The organism is Ectopseudomonas khazarica (genome assembly GCF_004521985.1).
In the GTDB taxonomy this organism is placed as follows: Bacteria; Pseudomonadota; Gammaproteobacteria; order Pseudomonadales; family Pseudomonadaceae; genus Aquipseudomonas; species Aquipseudomonas khazarica.
In genome coordinates this window covers 158,446-175,120 of record NZ_SBHZ01000008.1, presented here as the reverse complement: position 1 = coordinate 175,120, position 16,675 = coordinate 158,446, and the positions used below count along the sequence as shown (strand labels likewise).

At 65.9% G+C, this 16,675-nt stretch carries 17 protein-coding genes; 5 read left to right on the top strand and 12 right to left on the bottom strand.

The window, feature by feature from the left end; translation table 11 throughout:
• Window positions 1-47: 47 nt before the first annotated feature.
• The 7 genes from EPK82_RS12680 to EPK82_RS12650 form a co-directional block, all read right to left on the bottom strand.
• Complete coding sequence (locus EPK82_RS12680; protein ID WP_134676786.1) at window positions 48-1,703, bottom strand: methyl-accepting chemotaxis protein; 1,656 nt, start codon at window positions 1,701-1,703, stop codon at window positions 48-50.
• 258 nt (window positions 1,704-1,961) lie between these two features.
• Entirely contained in the window at window positions 1,962-3,446 is a 1,485-nt protein-coding gene (locus EPK82_RS12675) for an aldehyde dehydrogenase family protein (RefSeq protein WP_134676785.1), read from the bottom strand.
• 111 nt (window positions 3,447-3,557) lie between these two features.
• Window positions 3,558-3,737, bottom strand: coding sequence for a hypothetical protein (locus tag EPK82_RS12670; RefSeq protein WP_037048173.1), 180 nt, complete (start codon window positions 3,735-3,737; stop codon window positions 3,558-3,560).
• 54 nt (window positions 3,738-3,791) lie between these two features.
• On the bottom strand, window positions 3,792-5,162 hold the full coding sequence (locus EPK82_RS12665; RefSeq protein ID WP_037048171.1) for an ammonium transporter: 1,371 nt from the start codon (window positions 5,160-5,162) through the stop codon (window positions 3,792-3,794).
• 241 nt (window positions 5,163-5,403) lie between these two features.
• A complete protein-coding gene (locus EPK82_RS25205; protein WP_134676784.1) occupies window positions 5,404-6,390 on the bottom strand; it encodes a methyl-accepting chemotaxis protein in 987 nt (328 codons plus the stop codon).
• Window positions 6,391-6,497: 107 nt separating this feature from the next.
• Window positions 6,498-8,843 (bottom strand): DUF1989 domain-containing protein, encoded by a 2,346-nt coding sequence (locus tag EPK82_RS12655; protein ID WP_134676783.1) that lies wholly within the window; start codon window positions 8,841-8,843, stop codon window positions 6,498-6,500.
• Between the two features lie 53 nt (window positions 8,844-8,896).
• Window positions 8,897-10,267 (bottom strand): NAD(P)-binding domain-containing protein, encoded by a 1,371-nt coding sequence (locus EPK82_RS12650; RefSeq protein WP_134676782.1) that lies wholly within the window; start codon window positions 10,265-10,267, stop codon window positions 8,897-8,899.
• Between the two features lie 298 nt (window positions 10,268-10,565).
• On the opposite strand from EPK82_RS12650, the gene EPK82_RS12645 reads away from it, so the two are divergent.
• The 5 genes from EPK82_RS12645 (at window position 10,566) to EPK82_RS12625 (ending at window position 14,247) form a co-directional block, all read left to right on the top strand.
• Window positions 10,566-11,675 (top strand): sensor histidine kinase, encoded by a 1,110-nt coding sequence (locus EPK82_RS12645; RefSeq protein ID WP_051800532.1) that lies wholly within the window; start codon window positions 10,566-10,568, stop codon window positions 11,673-11,675.
• Window positions 11,672-12,331, top strand: a complete 660-nt coding sequence (locus tag EPK82_RS12640; RefSeq protein WP_037048164.1) for a response regulator — start codon at window positions 11,672-11,674, stop codon at window positions 12,329-12,331. The genes EPK82_RS12645 and EPK82_RS12640 overlap by 4 nt, the downstream gene beginning before the upstream one ends.
• Window positions 12,331-13,143, top strand: a complete 813-nt coding sequence (locus EPK82_RS12635; RefSeq protein WP_051800531.1) for a PAS domain-containing protein — start codon at window positions 12,331-12,333, stop codon at window positions 13,141-13,143. The genes EPK82_RS12640 and EPK82_RS12635 overlap by 1 nt, the downstream gene beginning before the upstream one ends.
• A gap of 64 nt (window positions 13,144-13,207) precedes the next feature.
• Window positions 13,208-13,918: an AzlC family ABC transporter permease gene (locus tag EPK82_RS12630; RefSeq protein WP_134676781.1), complete on the top strand. Its 711-nt coding sequence runs from the start codon at window positions 13,208-13,210 to the stop codon at window positions 13,916-13,918.
• The gene (locus tag EPK82_RS12625) at window positions 13,918-14,247 is read left to right on the top strand and encodes an AzlD domain-containing protein (RefSeq protein ID WP_047591165.1); all 330 of its coding nucleotides are present in this window, start codon (window positions 13,918-13,920) and stop codon (window positions 14,245-14,247) included. The genes EPK82_RS12630 and EPK82_RS12625 overlap by 1 nt, the downstream gene beginning before the upstream one ends.
• 35 nt (window positions 14,248-14,282) lie before the next feature.
• Here EPK82_RS12625 and EPK82_RS12620 read toward each other — a convergent pair whose 3' ends face one another.
• The 5 genes from EPK82_RS12620 to folE form a co-directional block, all read right to left on the bottom strand.
• The gene (locus tag EPK82_RS12620) at window positions 14,283-14,870 is read right to left on the bottom strand and encodes a putative glycolipid-binding domain-containing protein (RefSeq protein WP_037048154.1); all 588 of its coding nucleotides are present in this window, start codon (window positions 14,868-14,870) and stop codon (window positions 14,283-14,285) included.
• Between the two features lie 162 nt (window positions 14,871-15,032).
• Entirely contained in the window at window positions 15,033-15,374 is a 342-nt protein-coding gene (locus tag EPK82_RS12615; RefSeq protein ID WP_134676780.1) for a HopJ type III effector protein, read from the bottom strand.
• Window positions 15,374-15,664, bottom strand: a complete 291-nt coding sequence (locus EPK82_RS12610) for a DUF1244 domain-containing protein (protein ID WP_047591161.1) — start codon at window positions 15,662-15,664, stop codon at window positions 15,374-15,376. Before EPK82_RS12610 ends, EPK82_RS12615 begins: the two co-directional genes overlap by 1 nt.
• 65 nt (window positions 15,665-15,729) lie before the next feature.
• Entirely contained in the window at window positions 15,730-16,101 is a 372-nt protein-coding gene (gene folX, locus EPK82_RS12605) for a dihydroneopterin triphosphate 2'-epimerase (RefSeq protein ID WP_037048148.1), read from the bottom strand.
• Window positions 16,101-16,661, bottom strand: a complete 561-nt coding sequence (gene folE, locus EPK82_RS12600) for a GTP cyclohydrolase I FolE (protein WP_037048146.1) — start codon at window positions 16,659-16,661, stop codon at window positions 16,101-16,103. The genes folX and folE overlap by 1 nt, the downstream gene beginning before the upstream one ends.
• Between the last annotated feature and the right edge of the window lie 14 nt (window positions 16,662-16,675).

Genomic DNA, 16,675 nt, shown 5'->3' with positions numbered 1-16,675 from the left:
TACATGGCTGAGCGGATGCTTGGCCCAGCATGCCGCACTCTTGGGCGTCAGAGCTGAAAGCGTGCGATGTTCTCGCGCAGCGCCTCGCTGGTGCGGGCCAGACTTTCGCTTTCCTGCTGCGCATGCTGGAAGGCAGAGGCAGATTGCTCCGTGCTGTCACGTACCGAGACGATGCTACGGCTTATTTCCTCGGCGACGGCTGTCTGCTGTTCTGCCGCCGTGGCAATCTGCTGATTCATGCCATTGATGCGCTCGATCATGGCGACGATTCGGGCGACCGCCTGACCTGCCTCGGATACGCCGGAAACCGACTGTGTACTCGAGCCCCGGCAGCGTTCCATGTAGTGGGCAGTCTCATCGGCGATCTTCTGCAGGCTTACGATGAGACCCTCGATTTCGGTGGTGGCTTCCTGTGTGCGCCGTGCCAGGCTGCGCACCTCGTCCGCGACGACGGCGAAACCACGGCCGGCCTCGCCTGCACGTGCGGCTTCGATCGCGGCGTTGAGTGCCAGCAGGTTGGTCTGGTCTGCCACTGATTTGATCACGTCGAGCACGCCGCCGATGTTGCTGCTCTCGGTTTTCAGGCGTCCCATGGCCTCGCTGGAGTTGTTGATGACCTGCGCCAGCTCGCCAATCAGGTTCACGGCTTGCCCAGCCTTCTGTTGACTTTGCACGGCCGCTTCATCTGCTTCGCTGGCGGCCTGTGCCGCAGATTCGGCGCTACGCGCCACGTCCTGAACAGTGGTGGCCATTTCGTGTATGGCCGTGACGATCTGTTCCACTTCGCGCTGAGCCTGTGCCACGCCTTCTGCATTGCGCAGGCTCGATTCACTCAGTTCCTGGCTGGAATGGGCGACGGTGCGTGATGAGTTGTCGATGCCTTGCGTGACCTGGCGCAGGTTCTGCTGCATGCGCTGCAATGCGCTGAGTACGCTGTTCTCGGCGCTGTCGACTGCTGCTTCCATCATACGCAGATCGCCTTCGGCAACCCGTTGGGCGATACGGTTGAGGTCACTTGGTTCAGCACCCAGGGAGCGCAGAAGATGGCGGCTTATCAGGTGGCCGAGAATGGCCGCGACGAGGAAGCTGGCTATGGTAATGGCGATGAGCGTGTTGCGTTGGCTCAGGTAGTGAGCCTCGTTGGCCGCCATACGCTGCTTGGCCATCTCGTTGGTATGCTCAAGGTATCCCGCGATCAGTTGGGTCAACTCTTCGAGAAGCGGGGTGCATTGCTCTTTGACCAGATGTTTGGCTTCGGTGTCTTCGCCATTGAACAGGTGTTCTGCGATGGTGAAGGCAACTTTGCTGTAGCGCCCTTCAACTTCTTCGATGCGCATGAGCAGGTCATGCCCGGCGGCAGAGGCGTCTGCGTGTGTGGTGATTGCCTGGCGCAATGCGGCGAAACTGTCGTCTACGGCCTTTTCATGCTCGGCGATGAAGGCCCTTCGTTGTTCGCGCTCCGAAGGCTCGAAATTGAGGGCCAGGTTTCTCAGCGCAATAGCCCTCTCCTTGACCGAATCGCTGACCTTGCTGGCGAGTCTTGCGCGCGTCTCCACGCCGTTGACGTAAGCGGAGAAATCCTGTTCTGCCGAGGCAAGGTTATACAGCGAAACACCGGCAATCAGCAGCATCAGCGCCAGGAGGCAGGCATAGCTGGCATAAAGCAGGGTGCGAATGGAATAACCAGCGGCAAGGAATGACATAAGGCACCTGCTGTTAGGGGTTAGACCTACGAGCAGACCGATCAGACGAACCGTGCGACAGCAGGGGCCAAGGTCTGCCTCAATGCATCCTGCGTTCGATCACTTGTCCTGCGGGATATTCTCTGGAGGCCTGAGAGTTGAGCAACCCTTGCCTCAATCGGCCACCGCTTTGAGCGAGTGTAGATCAGATGTCGAGCAGTTGCCGTGGCTCCCGGGGGGCAGCAAGGCAACTGTCAGCGCTGATCGAGAGACAGGCCTTCATTGAGAGGTGAGGTACCAGGCCCAGGGCTCACGGCTTTCGTAGCGGGTGATCTGCTTGGTTTCCAGGTAGTTGTCCAGGCCCCATTCGCCCAGTTCGCGGCCGATGCCGCTGCGCTTCACGCCGCCCCAGGGCAGTTCGCTGAAGGTCGGTTGCGAACAGTTGATCCAGACGATGCCGACCTGCAGCCTGCGGGCGAGCCGTTCGCAGCGTTCGAGGTCGGCGGACATGACGGCGGCGGCCAGGCCGAACTCACTGTCGTTGGCCAGGCGCAGGGCGTCGGCCTCGCTGTCGAAGGGGTTGACGCAGACCACCGGGCCGAAGATTTCCTCGCGCCACAGGGCACAGTCCAGCGGTACGTCGGCGAACACCGTCGGCTGCATGAACCAGCCCTGCTCGAGACCTGCCGGCGGCTTGCCGCCGCAGACCAGGCGCGCACCATCGGCGATGCCCTGGGCGATCGCGGCGCTGACCTTGGCGTGCTGGCCGGCGCTGACCAGCGGGCCCAGCAGCACGCCGTCCTCCAGACCGTTGCCGATACGGATCTTCTGCGCTTCCTCGCTCAGGCGCTGCAGCAGATCGGGGTACAGCGCGCGTTCCACCAGCACGCGTGACGTGGCAGAGCAGACCTGGCCCTGGTTCCAGAAGATGCCGAACATGATCCATTCCACCGCCGCTTCGATGTCGCTGTCGGCGAAGACGATGAAGGGCGACTTGCCGCCCAGCTCCAGGCTGATGTTCTTCACCTCGCGGGCGGCGGCCTGCATGATCCGGCTGCCGGTGGGCAGGCTGCCGGTGAAGGCGATCTTGTCGACGCCCGGGTGTTCCACCAGCGCCGTGCCGGCTTCGCTGCCCAGGCCAGGCAGCACGTTGAGCACGCCGGGCGGCAGGCCGGCATCGTTGGCGATGCCCGCCAGTTCCAGGGCGCTCAGTGGCGTCAGTTCAGAAGGCTTGAGGACCATGGCGCAGCCGGCGGCCAGGGCCGGGGCGACTTTCCAGGCCGCCATCAGCAGGGGGTAGTTCCAGGGGATGACCGCTGCGGCCACGCCCACGGGTTCGCGTACCACGCTGGCGCGAAAACGAGCATCGCCCAGGGGGACGGTGCGCTCGTCGTCGTCCAGGTCGGCGGCGAGCTCGGCGTAGAAGTCGAAGCAGCCGGCGGCGTCGGCGATGTCCCATTGCGCCTCGGGTAGTGGCTTGCCGTTGTCACGCACCTCGAGCAGCGCCAGTTCGTCCTGGCGGGCACGGATGCCGTCGGCGATGCGCCTGAGCACGGCGGCGCGCTGGTGACCGCCGAGGCGCGGCCAGTCGCCCGCGTCGAAGGCGCGCCGGGCCGCCCGCACGGCCAGGTCGACATCGGCGCGGCCGGCGGCGGCAACCCTGGCCAGCAGGCTGGCGTCGCTGGGATCGAATACGTCGAAATGCTCGCCGCTCTGCGCGGCGAGCCACTGGCCATCGATGAACAGGTAGGGGCGCTCGAGCATGTGGGCTCCTTGCCGAAAAAGAGGGAAGGTCGATGTCGCGGGGGAGGGTAGCGCATACCGCCGGGGGCGGCAGGCGCAGGTGGCCGGCGGCGGGCGCCGCCGGCCGGGGGCTTACTTGAGCTTGGGCAGCTTTTCGTCCGGCAGGGCGTAGCTGTGCTTCTCGTGGATCATGGTGGCGATCAGCGCGTAGAGGCTGACGCCGGCCACCAGCAGGCTGATGAAGACCAGGATCGCGGGCTTGTCGGCGAAGGTGAATACGGCGCTGGCGCCTTCGTAGGTCGTGATGCTCATGCTGTGTTCCTCGCAATGGGCCTGGCCGCGTGTGCGGCCAGGCTAGGGAAAGAGTCAGGCGGATTTCGGCTCGGCGGTGGCCAGCGGAGCCGGCTCGCTGCCGCCGACGCTGGTGCTCGGGCCATACATCGAGGTCCATTCCGGGTAGGCCTGGGCCGGTACTTCGGTCAGGTCCAGACCACGCTCCTCGGCATGTGCCGGTACGCGCAGCAGGTCGGCCTTCTTCAACGCGTAGGACAGCAGGTAGCCAGGGATGAAGCCCAGGGCTGCCATGACCACGGCGCCGCCGAGTTGGCCGAGGAAGCTGATCGGTGGCATGCCGTTCACGTTCGGGTAGCCGGCGAGGAAGATGCCGCTGATGACGATGCCGGCGAAACCGCCGAAACCATGCACGGCGAAGGCGCCCACGGCGTCGTCGAGGCGGAACTTGAGCAGCAGGTTGTTGACCAGCGGCGCGGTGGCCGACACGGCCATGCCGATCAGGTAGGCCAGGCCGGGGTGGTAGAGATCCAGACCCGGTGCCACGGAGATGATGCCGACCAGGCCGCCGGACATCATCCAGAACGGCTCGCGGGTGGTCAGGTAGGCGCCGATCAGGCCGCCGGCGAAGCCCATCAGGGTGTTGAAGGCGAATGCCGAGAGGTTGGTCGGCTGGCCGTAGATGTTGATCCACTGCGCGCCCGAGTTGTAGATGATGCAGCCGCCGAGGAAGCCGAAGAAGCCGACGATGATCAGCATCAGGCCGACCACGCTCATCGGCATGCTGTGGCCGACGATGGCATTGGCGCTGCCGTCGGCGTTGAAGCGGCCGATGCGGGCACCGAGGTTCATGACCACCGCCAGGGTGAAGAAGCCGGCGATCATGTGCACGCAGCCTGCCGCGCCGACGTCATGGAAGCCCCATTTGACGGTCAGCCAGCCTTCCGGGTGCCAGCCCCACGCCGCCGCCAGCAGCCAGAGGAAGCCGCCGAGGAAGATGGTCATGATGATGAAGGCGCTCATACGCGTCCGTTCGATCAGCGCACCGGAGAGAATCGAGCCGGTGGTGGCGGCGAACATGGCGAAGGCGGCCCAGAAGATACCGGTGGCGTTGTCGCTGATGTTCGGCCCCATGGACTGGCTCCAGGGCATGCCGGCGAGGATGGCGTCCATGCGCGGCACGATGCCGTCCGGGAAGCCGTTGTAGACCGCCCAGCCGAGCAGGAACACGCTGGGGACGATGAAGCCGAAGGCGAGGATGTTCTTGACGCCGGCGGCCAGCGCATTCTTCAGGCGCGACGCACCGATCTCGTACGACAGGAAGCCCACGTGAATGCAGATCATCAGGGCGATGCACCACCAGTAGAATATTTCCATATTCAGGGTGTTGGTCATCTCTATGAGGGCCTGTAGCTCCTCCAGAGTGGGTGTCTTCTGCTCTTCCATCTATCAATCCTCGATGCTGTTCTTGGAATAGGTGTCGGTCATGGCAGTGCGTTGAAGGGCGCTCGGACGCTTTTATTTATCTGTAGTTATAAAAAATTCCCAAAAAGAATAGGCAATCCTTGTGCCAGAAGTGCCGTCTGGCGCCAGCGCCGGGGACGCTGGCCACGGCTGGAAAGGCTGGTCAAAAAATGCCCCGTTAGTGTTCAGTTAGGGGGCATCACGCCTGAAAATGGGTCGTTCTTCAGCGGTTCTGCTGCAACATGCCCTGGATCTGCTGCACCGATTCCTGGGTGCGCCGGGCCAGGTTGCGGACCTCGTCGGCGACCACCGCGAAGCCGCGTCCCTGCTCGCCCGCGCGCGCGGCTTCGATGGCGGCGTTGAGGGCCAGCAGATTGGTCTGTTCGGCGATGCTCTTGATCACCCCGGCGACCTGGGCGATCTGCCCGTAGGTGGCCTGGATGCTGGCCTGCTCACGCTCGTGCATGTGCGCGGCGGCTTTCTCGTCGCTGATCTCGCGCACCGCGCCGGTGACGTAGAGCAGCTTGCCCTGGGCATCGCGCAGGCAGCGGCCGCGCTCGCGGAACCAGACTTCGCCCCGCGTCTTGTGCTGCATGCGGTACTCCACGGCGTAGAAACCGTCGCCGCTCTTGTCCACCATCGAGGCGTTGAAGGCCTGCATCACGGCTTTCAGGTCGTCCTGATTGACCACCTTGAAGTAGCTGTCCCAGCCGTCGGGAAACTCGGCGCGGCTGTAGCCGATCAGTTCGCGGAACTGCTCGGACCAGCGGATGAGGTTCTGCGGGTGGTCCGGGTCGCCATCGACCACGTTCATCGCCCAGCAGCCCTCGGTCAGGGTGCGCTTGGTCAGCTCCCAGACCTGACGTTCTTCCTCCCAGTGCGCGCGCTCTTCCAGGAAGCCCTGGTTGTGCGTCTGGCTGGCGTGCAACTCGTCCTGCAGCCGTGCACTCTGCTGCTCGGCCTGGAGCAGGCGGCGCTGCAACGCCGCATAGTCCTCGGCGCTGCAGGGCGCGGCAGGCTGCTGCTCGCTGTGCTGGCGAATGCGCTGCAGCTCGTCCCAGTCGCGTTGCAGGCGCTCCAGGCTGCCGAGCAACTGCGGCTGCTGCTGCAGGTGCGGGCGGGCGCCTGCCGGTTGGCGGTGGCTGAGCAGGTGCTCGAGCCACTGGTTGAGTTCACTGGCCAGGTTTCGGGTCGTATTGCTGAACCACATCGGCCGATCCTCCTTGGACGTTGACGAAGGTGCTGGGGAGTTGCCAAGCAATTCCCTGTCCAAGTCGCGAGGTCGTCGTTCGCGATGTCGCCGCGAACGGCCGACTCTCAGCCGCGCACACGGCTCTTGTCCGGGTCGAAGGCCACCGTGCCATGGGCGACGCTGGCGCCGATGCGCTTCTGCTGACCGTCGAGCTTGCCGATTTCCACGCGGGTGCCCGGCTCGCAGTAGTCGACCGCCAGGCGGCACAGGGCGATGTTCTTGCCCAGGCTGGGCGAGCGCGTGGCGCTGGTCACCACCCCGACCTGGGCACGGCCGACGTGCACGCAGTCGCCATGCGCAGCCGGCTCGTTGCCGTCCAGCTCGAGGCCGACCAGACGCTGTTGCGGGTGCTCCTTGCGCCGCAGCAGAGCCGCGCGGCCGATGAAGTCGTCCTGCTTGCTCTTGAGGGGCACGCAGAAACCGATGCCGGCCTCGAACGGGTCGGTCTGGTCGCTGAATTCGTAGCCGGCGAAGATCAGTCCGGCCTCGATGCGCAGCATGTCCAGCGCATGCAGCCCCAGTGGCGCCAGGCCCAGCGGCTCGCCGAGCTGCCAGAGGCGCTGCCAGACCTGCATGGCGTGGTCCGGGTGGCACCAGATTTCATAGCCCAGCTCGCCGGTGTAGCCGGTGCGCGACACCATCACGGGCGGGCCGTCATAGTCGTCCAGGCGGCCGATCAGGAAGCGGAACCAGCCCAGCTCCTCCAGCGTCGGCTGGGTCGCGGGCGTCCAGATCATCTGACTGAGCAGGGCGCGGCTCAACGGGCCCTGCACGGCGATGTTGTGGATCTGCTCGGAAGCGGACTTGATCCAGACCTTCATGCCCAGTTTCGCCGCCTGCTGGCGCAGCCACTCGCCGCCGAAGTCCTCGCCGCCGATCCAGCGGAACGCATCCGCGCCGAGGCGCAGCAGCGTGCCGTCGTCGAGCATGCCGCCGTGCTCGTAGCACATGGCGCTGTACACCACCTGGCCGACCGCCAGCTTGCGCACGTCGCGGGTCAGGCAGTGGTTGAGCAGCGCTTCGGCGTCGGGGCCGAGCACCTCGAACTTGCGCAGCGCGGAGAGATCCATCACCGCCACGCGTTCGCGGCAGGCCTGGTATTCCTCCAGGGTGCCGTAGCCGTCGAAGTGGGTCGGCGTCCACCAGCCGCGGTAGTCGATGAACTGGCGGGTGAGGGCGCTGGTGCCAGGGTGAAAGCCACTCTCCCGGGTCAGCACCGGGTCGGCATCGGGTGTCATGCGGTTGGCCATGGCGATACTGAAGCGCTCCTTGTCGGAATACAGGCGAATGTGGATGTCGGTCGGCTGCCAGCCGTTGGCCGGGTCGATGTCGTCCGGGCACGCGCTGCTGGCGCAGAGCAGCTCGCGCATGGCTTTGAGCAGCACGTAGTCGCCAGGGCGCGACCAGGGCTCGTCGAGGGTCAGCTGCTGGTGCGCGTCGACCCCGGTGTTGAAGAAGAAGTTGATCGCCGGCCAGCCGCGCCGGCCCTGCACGCCATGGGCGGAGAGGGCACGGCTGATGTTGTCGCTGCAGTTGGCGTGGCCGAAGTAGCCCTGCGTTTCGTAGTAGCGCGCGGTGCAGGCCAGGGCGAAGGTGTCGTGCCGGCCAACGGTGTCGCGCACCACTTCCAGCATCGGCTGCAGGTCGCGGTCGAAGAACTTGCTGAACAGGCCGGGTCCCGGGTAGGCGTTGCCGTTGAGGGTGCGGGTGACGGTGGGGTCGAGGTCGATCTCCCGCCCGGCGTCCAGGCCGCGGCGGTCGAAGGCGACGAAGTCCGAGCATTGCCGCCCGGCGACGTCGAGCACCTGGATGTACTGACCGGGGGCGACGACGTAGTCGCGCGCCGTGCCGGGGGCGAGGGTGAACTCGTCGATCACCTCGCCGAGCGGAGCGGGCAGGGCCGGCAGCAACAGGCTCGCCGGATTGGCGCGCTGGATGATCAGGCGCAGTTCGCTGGCACGTTGCTGCGCGTCCACGGCCACCGGAGCGCCAGGCGCCGCGACCACCACCAGCACTGCCGCGCTGCTGGTGAAGGCGCGGCTGAAGCCGGCAGGCGTGCCCGCTGGCCACAGACGCGCGGCGGGCGGCAGGTGGCGGCAGTCGACCCGGCGTTTGCCCAGGCCGCTGGCGACGTGCAGCGACTCACGGCTGCCGTCGCTGAGCAGGCGGCCGATGAAGTCGGCGCCGGCGCTGCCCTGCAGGCCGAGAGCGGCGAGCGCTTCGCGGCCGTTGTCGTCGAAGGCCAGCAACTCGCCGCACTGATCGCCTTCGCGGTCGATCACCTCCAGGCGGTCGCCGGGTTCCAGGGCGATCACCGTCAGGCCGCCGGGGGCGACGCGATGTCGTTCCAGCCCCGGCGCGCGGGCGAACAGCGCCGGCTCGTGCGGCCGGCTGATCACAGGTTGCAACATGAGAGGCTCCGCAGGATGGAGGATGAGGCGGCGGTTTTTCGCAGGAACCGGCGTCAGCTGACGGCCTTGATGGCCGCCTGGGGCGCGTCCGCCAGGTAGGCCGCGAGCGAGTCGTCCAGCGCTTCCAGCCAGGAGGTGTGGTGCGGCGTGGCCAGGGTGCCGGTCATCAGTGAGCGGTGGCACTTGTTGCGGTAGCCCATGATGTCTTCGTACTTGTCGTGCTTCCACTCGAGGAAGGTCTGGTTCACCGCGGCGATGTCGAAGCTCGGGTAGTCGGTGGCATCGATCAGCGTCTGGATGTACTTGCCCTGGAATTCGAACATTTCCTGGGCGTTCTTCAGGGTCAGTTCTTCCTCGCGCCAGGCCAGGTCCTCGGCGTGCATGGCCGCCTGCTCGGGCAGGGCGATGCGCCCGAGAATCACGTCGCGGGCGTACCAGGCCTGGGCATCGAACATGTTGAAGCTGTACCACTGGTCCTGCATGCCGAGGTAGATCAGTTTCGGGTTGTCTTCCCACAGCACGCCCTTGTACAGGTTCAGGGGCCACAGGCGGTTGTCGGTCTTCAGCCGCAGCGCCTCCGCGAGGAAGGGGAAGTGGTGCTTGTAGCCGGTGCACAGGACGATGGCGTCGATGTGCTTGCTGGTGCCGTCGGCGAAGAACGCGCTGCTGCCCTGGACGTGCGTCAGCAGGGGTTTCTCCTCCCAGTTCTCCGGCCACCGGTAGCCCATCGGCGCGGTGCGGTAGCAGCTGGTGATCGAGCGTGCGCCGTACTTGTAGCACTGCGAGCCGATGTCCTCGGCCGAATAGCTGGAGCCGACGATGAGCACGTCCTTGCCCTTGAATTCCAGGGCATCGCGGAAGTCATGGGCGTGCAGCACGCGCCCGGCGAAGCTCTCGAAACCCTCGAAGTAAGGCACGTTGGGCGTGGAGAAATGGCCGCTGGCGACCACCACGTAGTCGAAGCGCTCGGTGCGGGTGAGGTCCTGGTCATAGCTGTGCACGGTGACGTCGAACTGGCCGCTGGCCTCGTCGAAGCTCACCCCGCGCACGGCAGTGTTGAACTGGATGTAGCGGCGCACGCCGGCCTTCTCGACGCGCCCCTTGATGTAGTCCCACAGCACTTCGCGCGGCGGGTAGGAGCCCATGGGGCGGCCGAAGTGCTCGTCGAAGGTGTAGTCGGCGAACTCCAGGCATTCCTTCGGTCCGTTCGACCACAGGTAGCGGTACATGCTGCCGTGCACGGGCTCGCCATGCTCGTCGAGGCCGGTGCGCCAGGTGTAGTTCCACATGCCACCCCAGTCGCTCTGCTTTTCAAAGCAGACCAGCTCCGGGATGTCCGCGCCTTTGGCCGCAGCGGACTGGAAGGCACGCAACTGGGCCAGGCCGCAGGGGCCGGCGCCGATGATGGCGATGCGAGTGGTCATGGTGGGTCTCCCGTGTCGAGGGTTTCAATGATTTTCAGGAAATAAAAGTTCCTTGTGGGAAATACGATACGGCCCTGACACCGGCCTGCAATTCGCCCGGAAGGAATACCTCCTTGGGGGTAGGCGGACGTCCGGCGCTGCCCCGCAGCGGGGCGTACCGGCGTCGTGCTGGTGCGCTGCGGCGGCGTCGGTGATTTCTCTCAAGGAAATAATCTTTCTTGTCAGTGCTTTGCAGGGCGGCGTTGGGGCATGGAATTTGCTGGTTCCATCCACCATCACGGGCCATGGCGGAGAGCGCATGCTCCAGTTGCTACTGCGTACCTTCCTGGTCGAGCGTCGACCGCGAGACGTGCCGGAACCGCCGGCCTATCGCCAGGCACTCGCCGCATTGCCCCTGCGTCTGTTGCAGCAGGCCGGTGCCGATGCGCCGTTGCTGGAGCTGCTGCCGCACCTGCAGCGGGCATTGCAGGCGGCGGCCGTGCAGCTGTCGTTGCCGCAGCTCGGCGCACCCGGCTGGCGCCACCTGGGGACAGCGGAGGACTGGGTGGCGGGCGACTGTCCCGCGCACTGCATCGAACCGCCCTTGCCGGGCCGGGTACGCCTCTGCCCGGGCTGTCTGGCCCAGGGCCGCTACCGTGCCCTGGCCGGCCTTTACCAGGAGGACCGGCAGGGGGCGCTGTTGCGGGTGGATTTCCCGCAGCGCCCGCAGCTGTGGCAGCGCGAGCGCCTGCGTGAGATGAGCCGCCCCCTGGGCGAGGCGTTGCAGGCCTTCGCCGAGGAGCGGCGTCTGCGCCGACGCGAGCTGAGCGCCGAGCGCGGCGTACTGGCGCGGGAGCTGCACGATTCGGTGGCGCAGCAGCTCAGTTACCTGCAGATCCGCGCCAGCCGCCTGCAGACCGTGCTGGACGAGCGCCAGCACGATGCCGCGCAGGTCATGCTCGATGACTTGCGCGACGGCCTGCGGGTCATGCACCGGCAGGTGCGCGAACTGATCAGCAGCGCGCGGCTGACCATGGATGGCCGCTCGCTGCGCCAGGCACTGGAAAGCTCGGTGGAGGAGTTCTCGCGCAGCAGCGGCTGCGTCTTCAGCCTGGACAACCGCCTGCCGGCCCATGCGCTGCCGAGCGAGGCGCAATTGCAGGTGCTGCAGATCGTGCGCGAGGCGCTGGCCAACGTCGTGCGCCATTCGCATGCGCGGCAGGTGTGGATCCGCCTGTGGCCACAGGGCAGCGGCGCGGTGGTCGAGGTGCATGACGACGGTGTAGGCTTGCCGGCGCAGCCGCCCGAGGGCGGGCATTTCGGTGTGACGATCATGCGTGAGCGGGCGGCGGCCATTGGCGCGCAGCTGTCGATCGAGTCGGCGCCGGGACGCGGCACCTGCGTGCGCCTGCACTGGGGGCGGACATGAGCGCGCCCTTCAGCCTGCTGTTGATCGACGATCATCCGCTGCTGCGTCGCGGGCTGGCCGAGCTGTTCGAGTCGTCCGGGGAATTCCGCGTGGTCGGCAGCGTTTCCGGCGGCGCCGCAGGCATCGAGCTGGCGCGGCGCGTGGAGCCGCAGATGATCCTGCTCGACCTGCACATGCCCGGTCTGGATGGCCTTGACACCCTGCACATGCTCAAGCTCGACCTGCCGGCCAGCCGGGTCATGGTGCTGACCGCCTCGGCCGCCCGCGACGATCTGCTGGCCGCGTTGCGGGCAGGTGCCGATGGCTATCTGCTCAAGGACCGCGAGCCGGAGGAACTGCTGGATGCGGTGCGGGCCTGTGCCAGTGGGCAGGCGCGGCTCGATCCGGCGCTGTCGGCGCTGCTCGCCGGCGGCATGCGCGATGACGTGTCGCACGAGCCCGCGCGTGTCGAGCTGACCGAACGTGAGCGGCAGACGCTGGCGCTGATCAGCGAAGGCTTCAGCAACAAGCTGATTGCCCGGCAACTGGGTATCAGCGAGGGCACGGTGAAGGTCTACGTGAAGCATCTGCTGAGCAAGCTCAACCTGCGTTCGCGCCTGGAACTGGCGGCCTGGGCGCATCGCAGCCAACTGATCGATGGCGCGGGAGGGCAGTGATGAAGCGGCTGATCCATTATCTGGGCCGCCTGGGTGGCCGCGTGGCCAGGGCCGAGGCCGGCGCGCTGGGTTTCGATGAACTGCCGGTGGCGCTGATCCAGCTGGACGCGGCCGGGACGATGCTGCGTGGCAATCGTGGCTGGGAGCTGCTCAGCGGGCGGCGCGTGGGCGACTGCCTGGGCCTCGACCACCGCCAGTTCCTGCACATCGAGGATCGCAACCTGTGGCAGCAGGCGATGCAGGGCCTGGAGACAGGCGCGGCACCCTGGGTCGGCAGCCTGCGCTACCTCGGCCCGGCTGGCGAGCTGCACTGGGTCGAGGTGCGCCTGGCCCAGCGGCCGGGTGGCTTTGTCGCCAGCCTGGCCGACATCAGCGCCCAGGTCCCCGTGCACCAGCAGTTGCAGGCGCGCCATCGCAGCCTCAACAACCTGCTCGATGGCCTGCCGCTGATGGTCTACCGCTGCCGCAACAACCGCCACTGGAGCATGGAGTACGTCAGCGCCGGCTGCCTGGAGCTGACCGGCCATGCACCGCAGGCGCTGGTCGACAGCCAGAGTCTGACGTTCAACAGCCTGATTCATCCGCAGGATCGCGAGCGGGTCTGGCGTCGCGTCCAGGAGGGCGTGCGCGCCGCACGACCGTTCGCTTTCGACTATCGCCTGCTGTGCGCCGACGGCAGCGAGAAGGCGGTCAGCGAACGTGGCCGTGGCATCTACTCGGACCTCGGCGATCTGCTCGGGCTCGAGGGGGTGGTGATGCAGCGCGACCTCGACCCCGCCTGCGTGCAGGAGATCGTCGCCGGTTTCTACTGACAGCAAGAACGTTCAAGACCCGACCCGGACCGCCTGGCTAAGCTCGTCTGCCCAAGGAGGTTCCATGTCCCGTCAACACGAGTTCACCCAGGGTGCCCGCGATATGCTGCCCATGCTGCTCGGCGCCATTCCCTTCGGCATCATCTTCGGCAGCCTGGCCGGTTCCGCCGGGCTCGATCCCTGGCAGACGCAGGGGATGTCCCTGCTGGTCTTCGCCGGCTCGGCGCAGTTCATCGCCATCAGCCTGCTGGCGGGCGGTGCCGGCATCACCGTGGTGCTGCTGACCACGTTCGTGGTCAACCTGCGCCATGCCCTGTACAGCGCCAGTATGCAGCCCCACGTGCGCCACCTGCCCAAGCGCTGGCGCATGCCGCTGGCCTTCTGGCTCACCGACGAAGCCTACGCGGTGGTGGTGCAGCGTTATGCGCGGGGTGACCAGGGCGCCCATCGCCACTGGTATTTCCTCGGTGCGGCGCTGGCCATGTACTGCAACTGGCAACTGTGCACGCTGGTCGGCGTGCTGTTCGGCCAGGCCGTGCCGAACATCGGTGCCTGGGGCCTGGACTTCGCCATGCTGGCGACCTTCATCGGCATCGTCGTGCCGATGCTGCGCAACCAGCCACAGGTCGCCGCCGCCCTGGTCGCGGCAGGCGTCGCGCTGGCCTGCCATGCGCTGCCCTACAAGCTTGGGCTGATGGCCGCCGCAGCCAGCGGCATCGTCGTCGGGGTATGGCTGGAGCGGCGTCGGCCGCTGCTGCAGGAGGAGCTGGTCTGATGGATATCTGGTTGCTGATCCTCGGCATGCTGGCGATTACCTTCGTCACCCGCTACAGCCTGTTCGCTTTCCCCGACCTGCGATTCCCGCCCCTGGTCCGGCAAGGGCTGCATTACGTGCCGACCGCCGTGCTGAGCGCCATCGTGGTGCCGGGCATGCTGTTGCCGGACGGGCAACACTGGGCGCTGAGCTGGAACAACGCCTACCTGCTGGCCGGCCTGGCGGCCATCGCCATTGCCGCCTGTACCCGGCATCTGCTGGCGACCATCGGCGGCGGCTTGCTGGTGTTCTTCCTGTTGCGCTGGGCGTTCGGACAGTTGCCCATCTGACGACGGGCGGCGTCAGCGTCACGCCTCGCGGCCCTCTACACCAGCGCGCTGACCTTCAGTTCGCGCTGGCTCAGGCGCAGGTAGTGTTCGCTGGCCTTGAGCAGCAGGGCCTGGTCATCGACGCTCAGCTCCTGATGTTCACGGCCTTCGGCCTGGCTGCGGTACAGGCTCTCGCCAGGGCGACGCTGCAGGCACTGGTAGCGTTGCTGGCGCGCCTCCACCTTGAGGCTCAGCAGGTCGACGTAGGCGACGCGCATCTCGTCGCTCTGCCCGGTTTCCAGGGCACTGCGTTGCAGCGGCGGCGTGTGGGTGAAGGGCGAGGCCGACAACATGACGTGCTGGCACTCCTGCAGGTCCGGGCGGTGCTCGCCGTCGAGCAGCCAGCGGCCACGCAGATCGCGCTGCAGGCAGATGCGGCGCTGGCCGTGGTTGTCGACCTTGAGCCAGAGGCGGCGGAAGCGCCAGCGTGCGTCACAGTCGATCAGGTAGTTGGCAACGATGCTGTTGCCCTTGATCACTTGCATGAGGTGGCTGGTCGCGTGGATGCCGTGGGCATCCTGACTCAGGCGCAGGGTTTCCACGCCGGGGGTGTGCCAGGGTTTCCATACCAGGGTCTGCTGCATCGGTCGACTCCATGCCGAGCGCGAAACAGGAGGGAAGGGCGACTGCGCGCAGAACACGTTCCCTCGTGTTCCATGAGTTGTTATGGCGCGCAGCATAAAGCGATGGCAATGTGATGTCTGTCAGCATTTGCTGACAATTGCGCAATTTTTTGCGCTGCAGTTTCAGGCTTTTCGGGTGAGCGGTTGCTGCTCGAAGGTGACGCCTTCCAGGCCGTGGGCCTGCAGTGCGCGAATGTTGCCGTGGTCGCTGCCCTGCGGCGTGGCCAGCACACTGCGGTAGTGCTCGCCGAAGGCGCGCAGCGCTTCTTCCTGGCTGAAGCCTTCCAGCAGTGCCAGGCCCAGGGTCTTGCACGAACCTTCGTTCTGTCCGGCGGCGTTTTCCACGGCGCCATTACGGAAGGCGCTGGGCTGGTAGTCGTAGTGCTCGGCGACGAAGGCCAGGGTTTCGCTGAAGGCGAAATCGTCCTGCTGCAGGCGGCTGCGCAGGGCGCTGAGAGCGGTCATCAGTGTTTTCCTTGTTCGAATGCGGCCTTCTGTTCGGCCGATGCTTCTGTCTGGTACTTGGCTTTCCAGTCGGCGTAGGGCATGCCGTACACCATCTCGCGAGCCTGATCGACGCTGACCTCGAGGCCCTGATCGTCGGCCGCGGCCTTGTACCACTTCGACAGGCAGTTGCGGCAGAAACCGGCCAGGTTCATCAGGTCGATGTTCTGCACGTCAGAGCGCGTGCGCAGGTGCTGCAGCAGGGCGCGAAAGGTTGCGGCTTCCAGTTCCAGACGTTGTTGTTCGGTCATGGCGGGCTCTCCGGGATTAGATGGCGGCGATGATAAGAGCCTCGCCGGGAGGCAGCAAGCCGCCGTCAGCGATGGCCGGCGAGGGTGATGGAGACCGATTCGGCGAAGCGCAGGGCATGGGGTTTGTCCACTTCCACCTCGGCGTAGCGCACGGCCTGGTGGGCCATGACCAGGTCGAGAATCTCCTGCGTCAGGCGTTCCAGCAGGGCGAAGCGGTTGCCTTCGACATGGGCGATGATCGCCTTGGTGATGGTGCGGTAGTTGAGGGCATGGTCGATGTCGTTGACTTCCACGGCATCGACTGCCGGATAGAGGATGGTCAGGTTGATCAACACGTCCTGCTTGTTGTTGATCTCCTCTTCCTTGATGCCGATGTAGGTGCGCAGGCGCAGGTCCTTGACGCGGATGCGCGCCATTCCGGGTTCCAGTCGCGGCATTAGCTGTTCCGTCCGATCAATTGCAGGAATTCGTGACGAGTGTTGCAGGACTCGCGGAAAGCACCAAGCATTACCGAGCTGCTCATCACCGAGTTCTGCTTCTCCACGCCACGCATCATCATGCACATGTGCTTGGCTTCGATCACCACGGCGACGCCGGCGGCGTTGGTCACGCGGGCAATGGCATCGGCGATCTGCTTGGTCAGGTTTTCCTGGATCTGCAGGCGCCGCGCGTACATGTCGACGATGCGCGCCACCTTGGACAGGCCCAGCACCTTGCCGGTGGGGATGTAGGCCACGTGCGCCTTGCCGATGAAGGGCAGCAGGTGGTGCTCGCACAGCGAGTACAACTCGATGTCCTTGACGATCACCATCTCGTCGTTGTCGGACTCGAACAGCGCGCCGTTGACGATCTCTTCCAGCGACTGCTGATAGCCATGGCAGAGGTACTGCATGGCCTTGGCCGCGCGTTTGGGCGTGTCGAGCAGGCCTTCGCGCTCGGGGTTTTCACCGAGGCCCTTGAGAATTTCGCGGTAGTGCTGGGAAAGGGGTTCGCTCATGGCAGTGTCCTGAT

Excerpts from the sequence above, each read along its gene's own strand:
- EPK82_RS12680 (WP_134676786.1), bottom strand. The coding sequence starts at position 1,703 with ATGTCATTCCTTGCCGCTGGTTATTCCATTCGCACCCTGCTTTATGCC.
- EPK82_RS12675 (WP_134676785.1), bottom strand. The coding sequence starts at position 3,446 with ATGCTCGAGCGCCCCTACCTGTTCATCGATGGCCAGTGGCTCGCCGCG.
- EPK82_RS12670 (WP_037048173.1), bottom strand. The coding sequence starts at position 3,737 with ATGAGCATCACGACCTACGAAGGCGCCAGCGCCGTATTCACCTTCGCC.
- EPK82_RS12665 (WP_037048171.1), bottom strand. The coding sequence starts at position 5,162 with ATGGAAGAGCAGAAGACACCCACTCTGGAGGAGCTACAGGCCCTCATA.
- EPK82_RS25205 (WP_134676784.1), bottom strand. The coding sequence starts at position 6,390 with ATGTGGTTCAGCAATACGACCCGAAACCTGGCCAGTGAACTCAACCAG.
- EPK82_RS12655 (WP_134676783.1), bottom strand. The coding sequence starts at position 8,843 with ATGTTGCAACCTGTGATCAGCCGGCCGCACGAGCCGGCGCTGTTCGCC.
- EPK82_RS12650 (WP_134676782.1), bottom strand. The coding sequence starts at position 10,267 with ATGACCACTCGCATCGCCATCATCGGCGCCGGCCCCTGCGGCCTGGCC.
- EPK82_RS12645 (WP_051800532.1), top strand. The coding sequence starts at position 10,566 with ATGCTCCAGTTGCTACTGCGTACCTTCCTGGTCGAGCGTCGACCGCGA.
- EPK82_RS12640 (WP_037048164.1), top strand. The coding sequence starts at position 11,672 with ATGAGCGCGCCCTTCAGCCTGCTGTTGATCGACGATCATCCGCTGCTG.
- EPK82_RS12635 (WP_051800531.1), top strand. The coding sequence starts at position 12,331 with ATGAAGCGGCTGATCCATTATCTGGGCCGCCTGGGTGGCCGCGTGGCC.
- EPK82_RS12630 (WP_134676781.1), top strand. The coding sequence starts at position 13,208 with ATGTCCCGTCAACACGAGTTCACCCAGGGTGCCCGCGATATGCTGCCC.
- EPK82_RS12625 (WP_047591165.1), top strand. The coding sequence starts at position 13,918 with ATGGATATCTGGTTGCTGATCCTCGGCATGCTGGCGATTACCTTCGTC.
- EPK82_RS12620 (WP_037048154.1), bottom strand. The coding sequence starts at position 14,870 with ATGCAGCAGACCCTGGTATGGAAACCCTGGCACACCCCCGGCGTGGAA.
- EPK82_RS12615 (WP_134676780.1), bottom strand. The coding sequence starts at position 15,374 with ATGACCGCTCTCAGCGCCCTGCGCAGCCGCCTGCAGCAGGACGATTTC.
- EPK82_RS12610 (WP_047591161.1), bottom strand. The coding sequence starts at position 15,664 with ATGACCGAACAACAACGTCTGGAACTGGAAGCCGCAACCTTTCGCGCC.
- folX (WP_037048148.1), bottom strand. The coding sequence starts at position 16,101 with ATGCCGCGACTGGAACCCGGAATGGCGCGCATCCGCGTCAAGGACCTG.
- folE (WP_037048146.1), bottom strand. The coding sequence starts at position 16,661 with ATGAGCGAACCCCTTTCCCAGCACTACCGCGAAATTCTCAAGGGCCTC.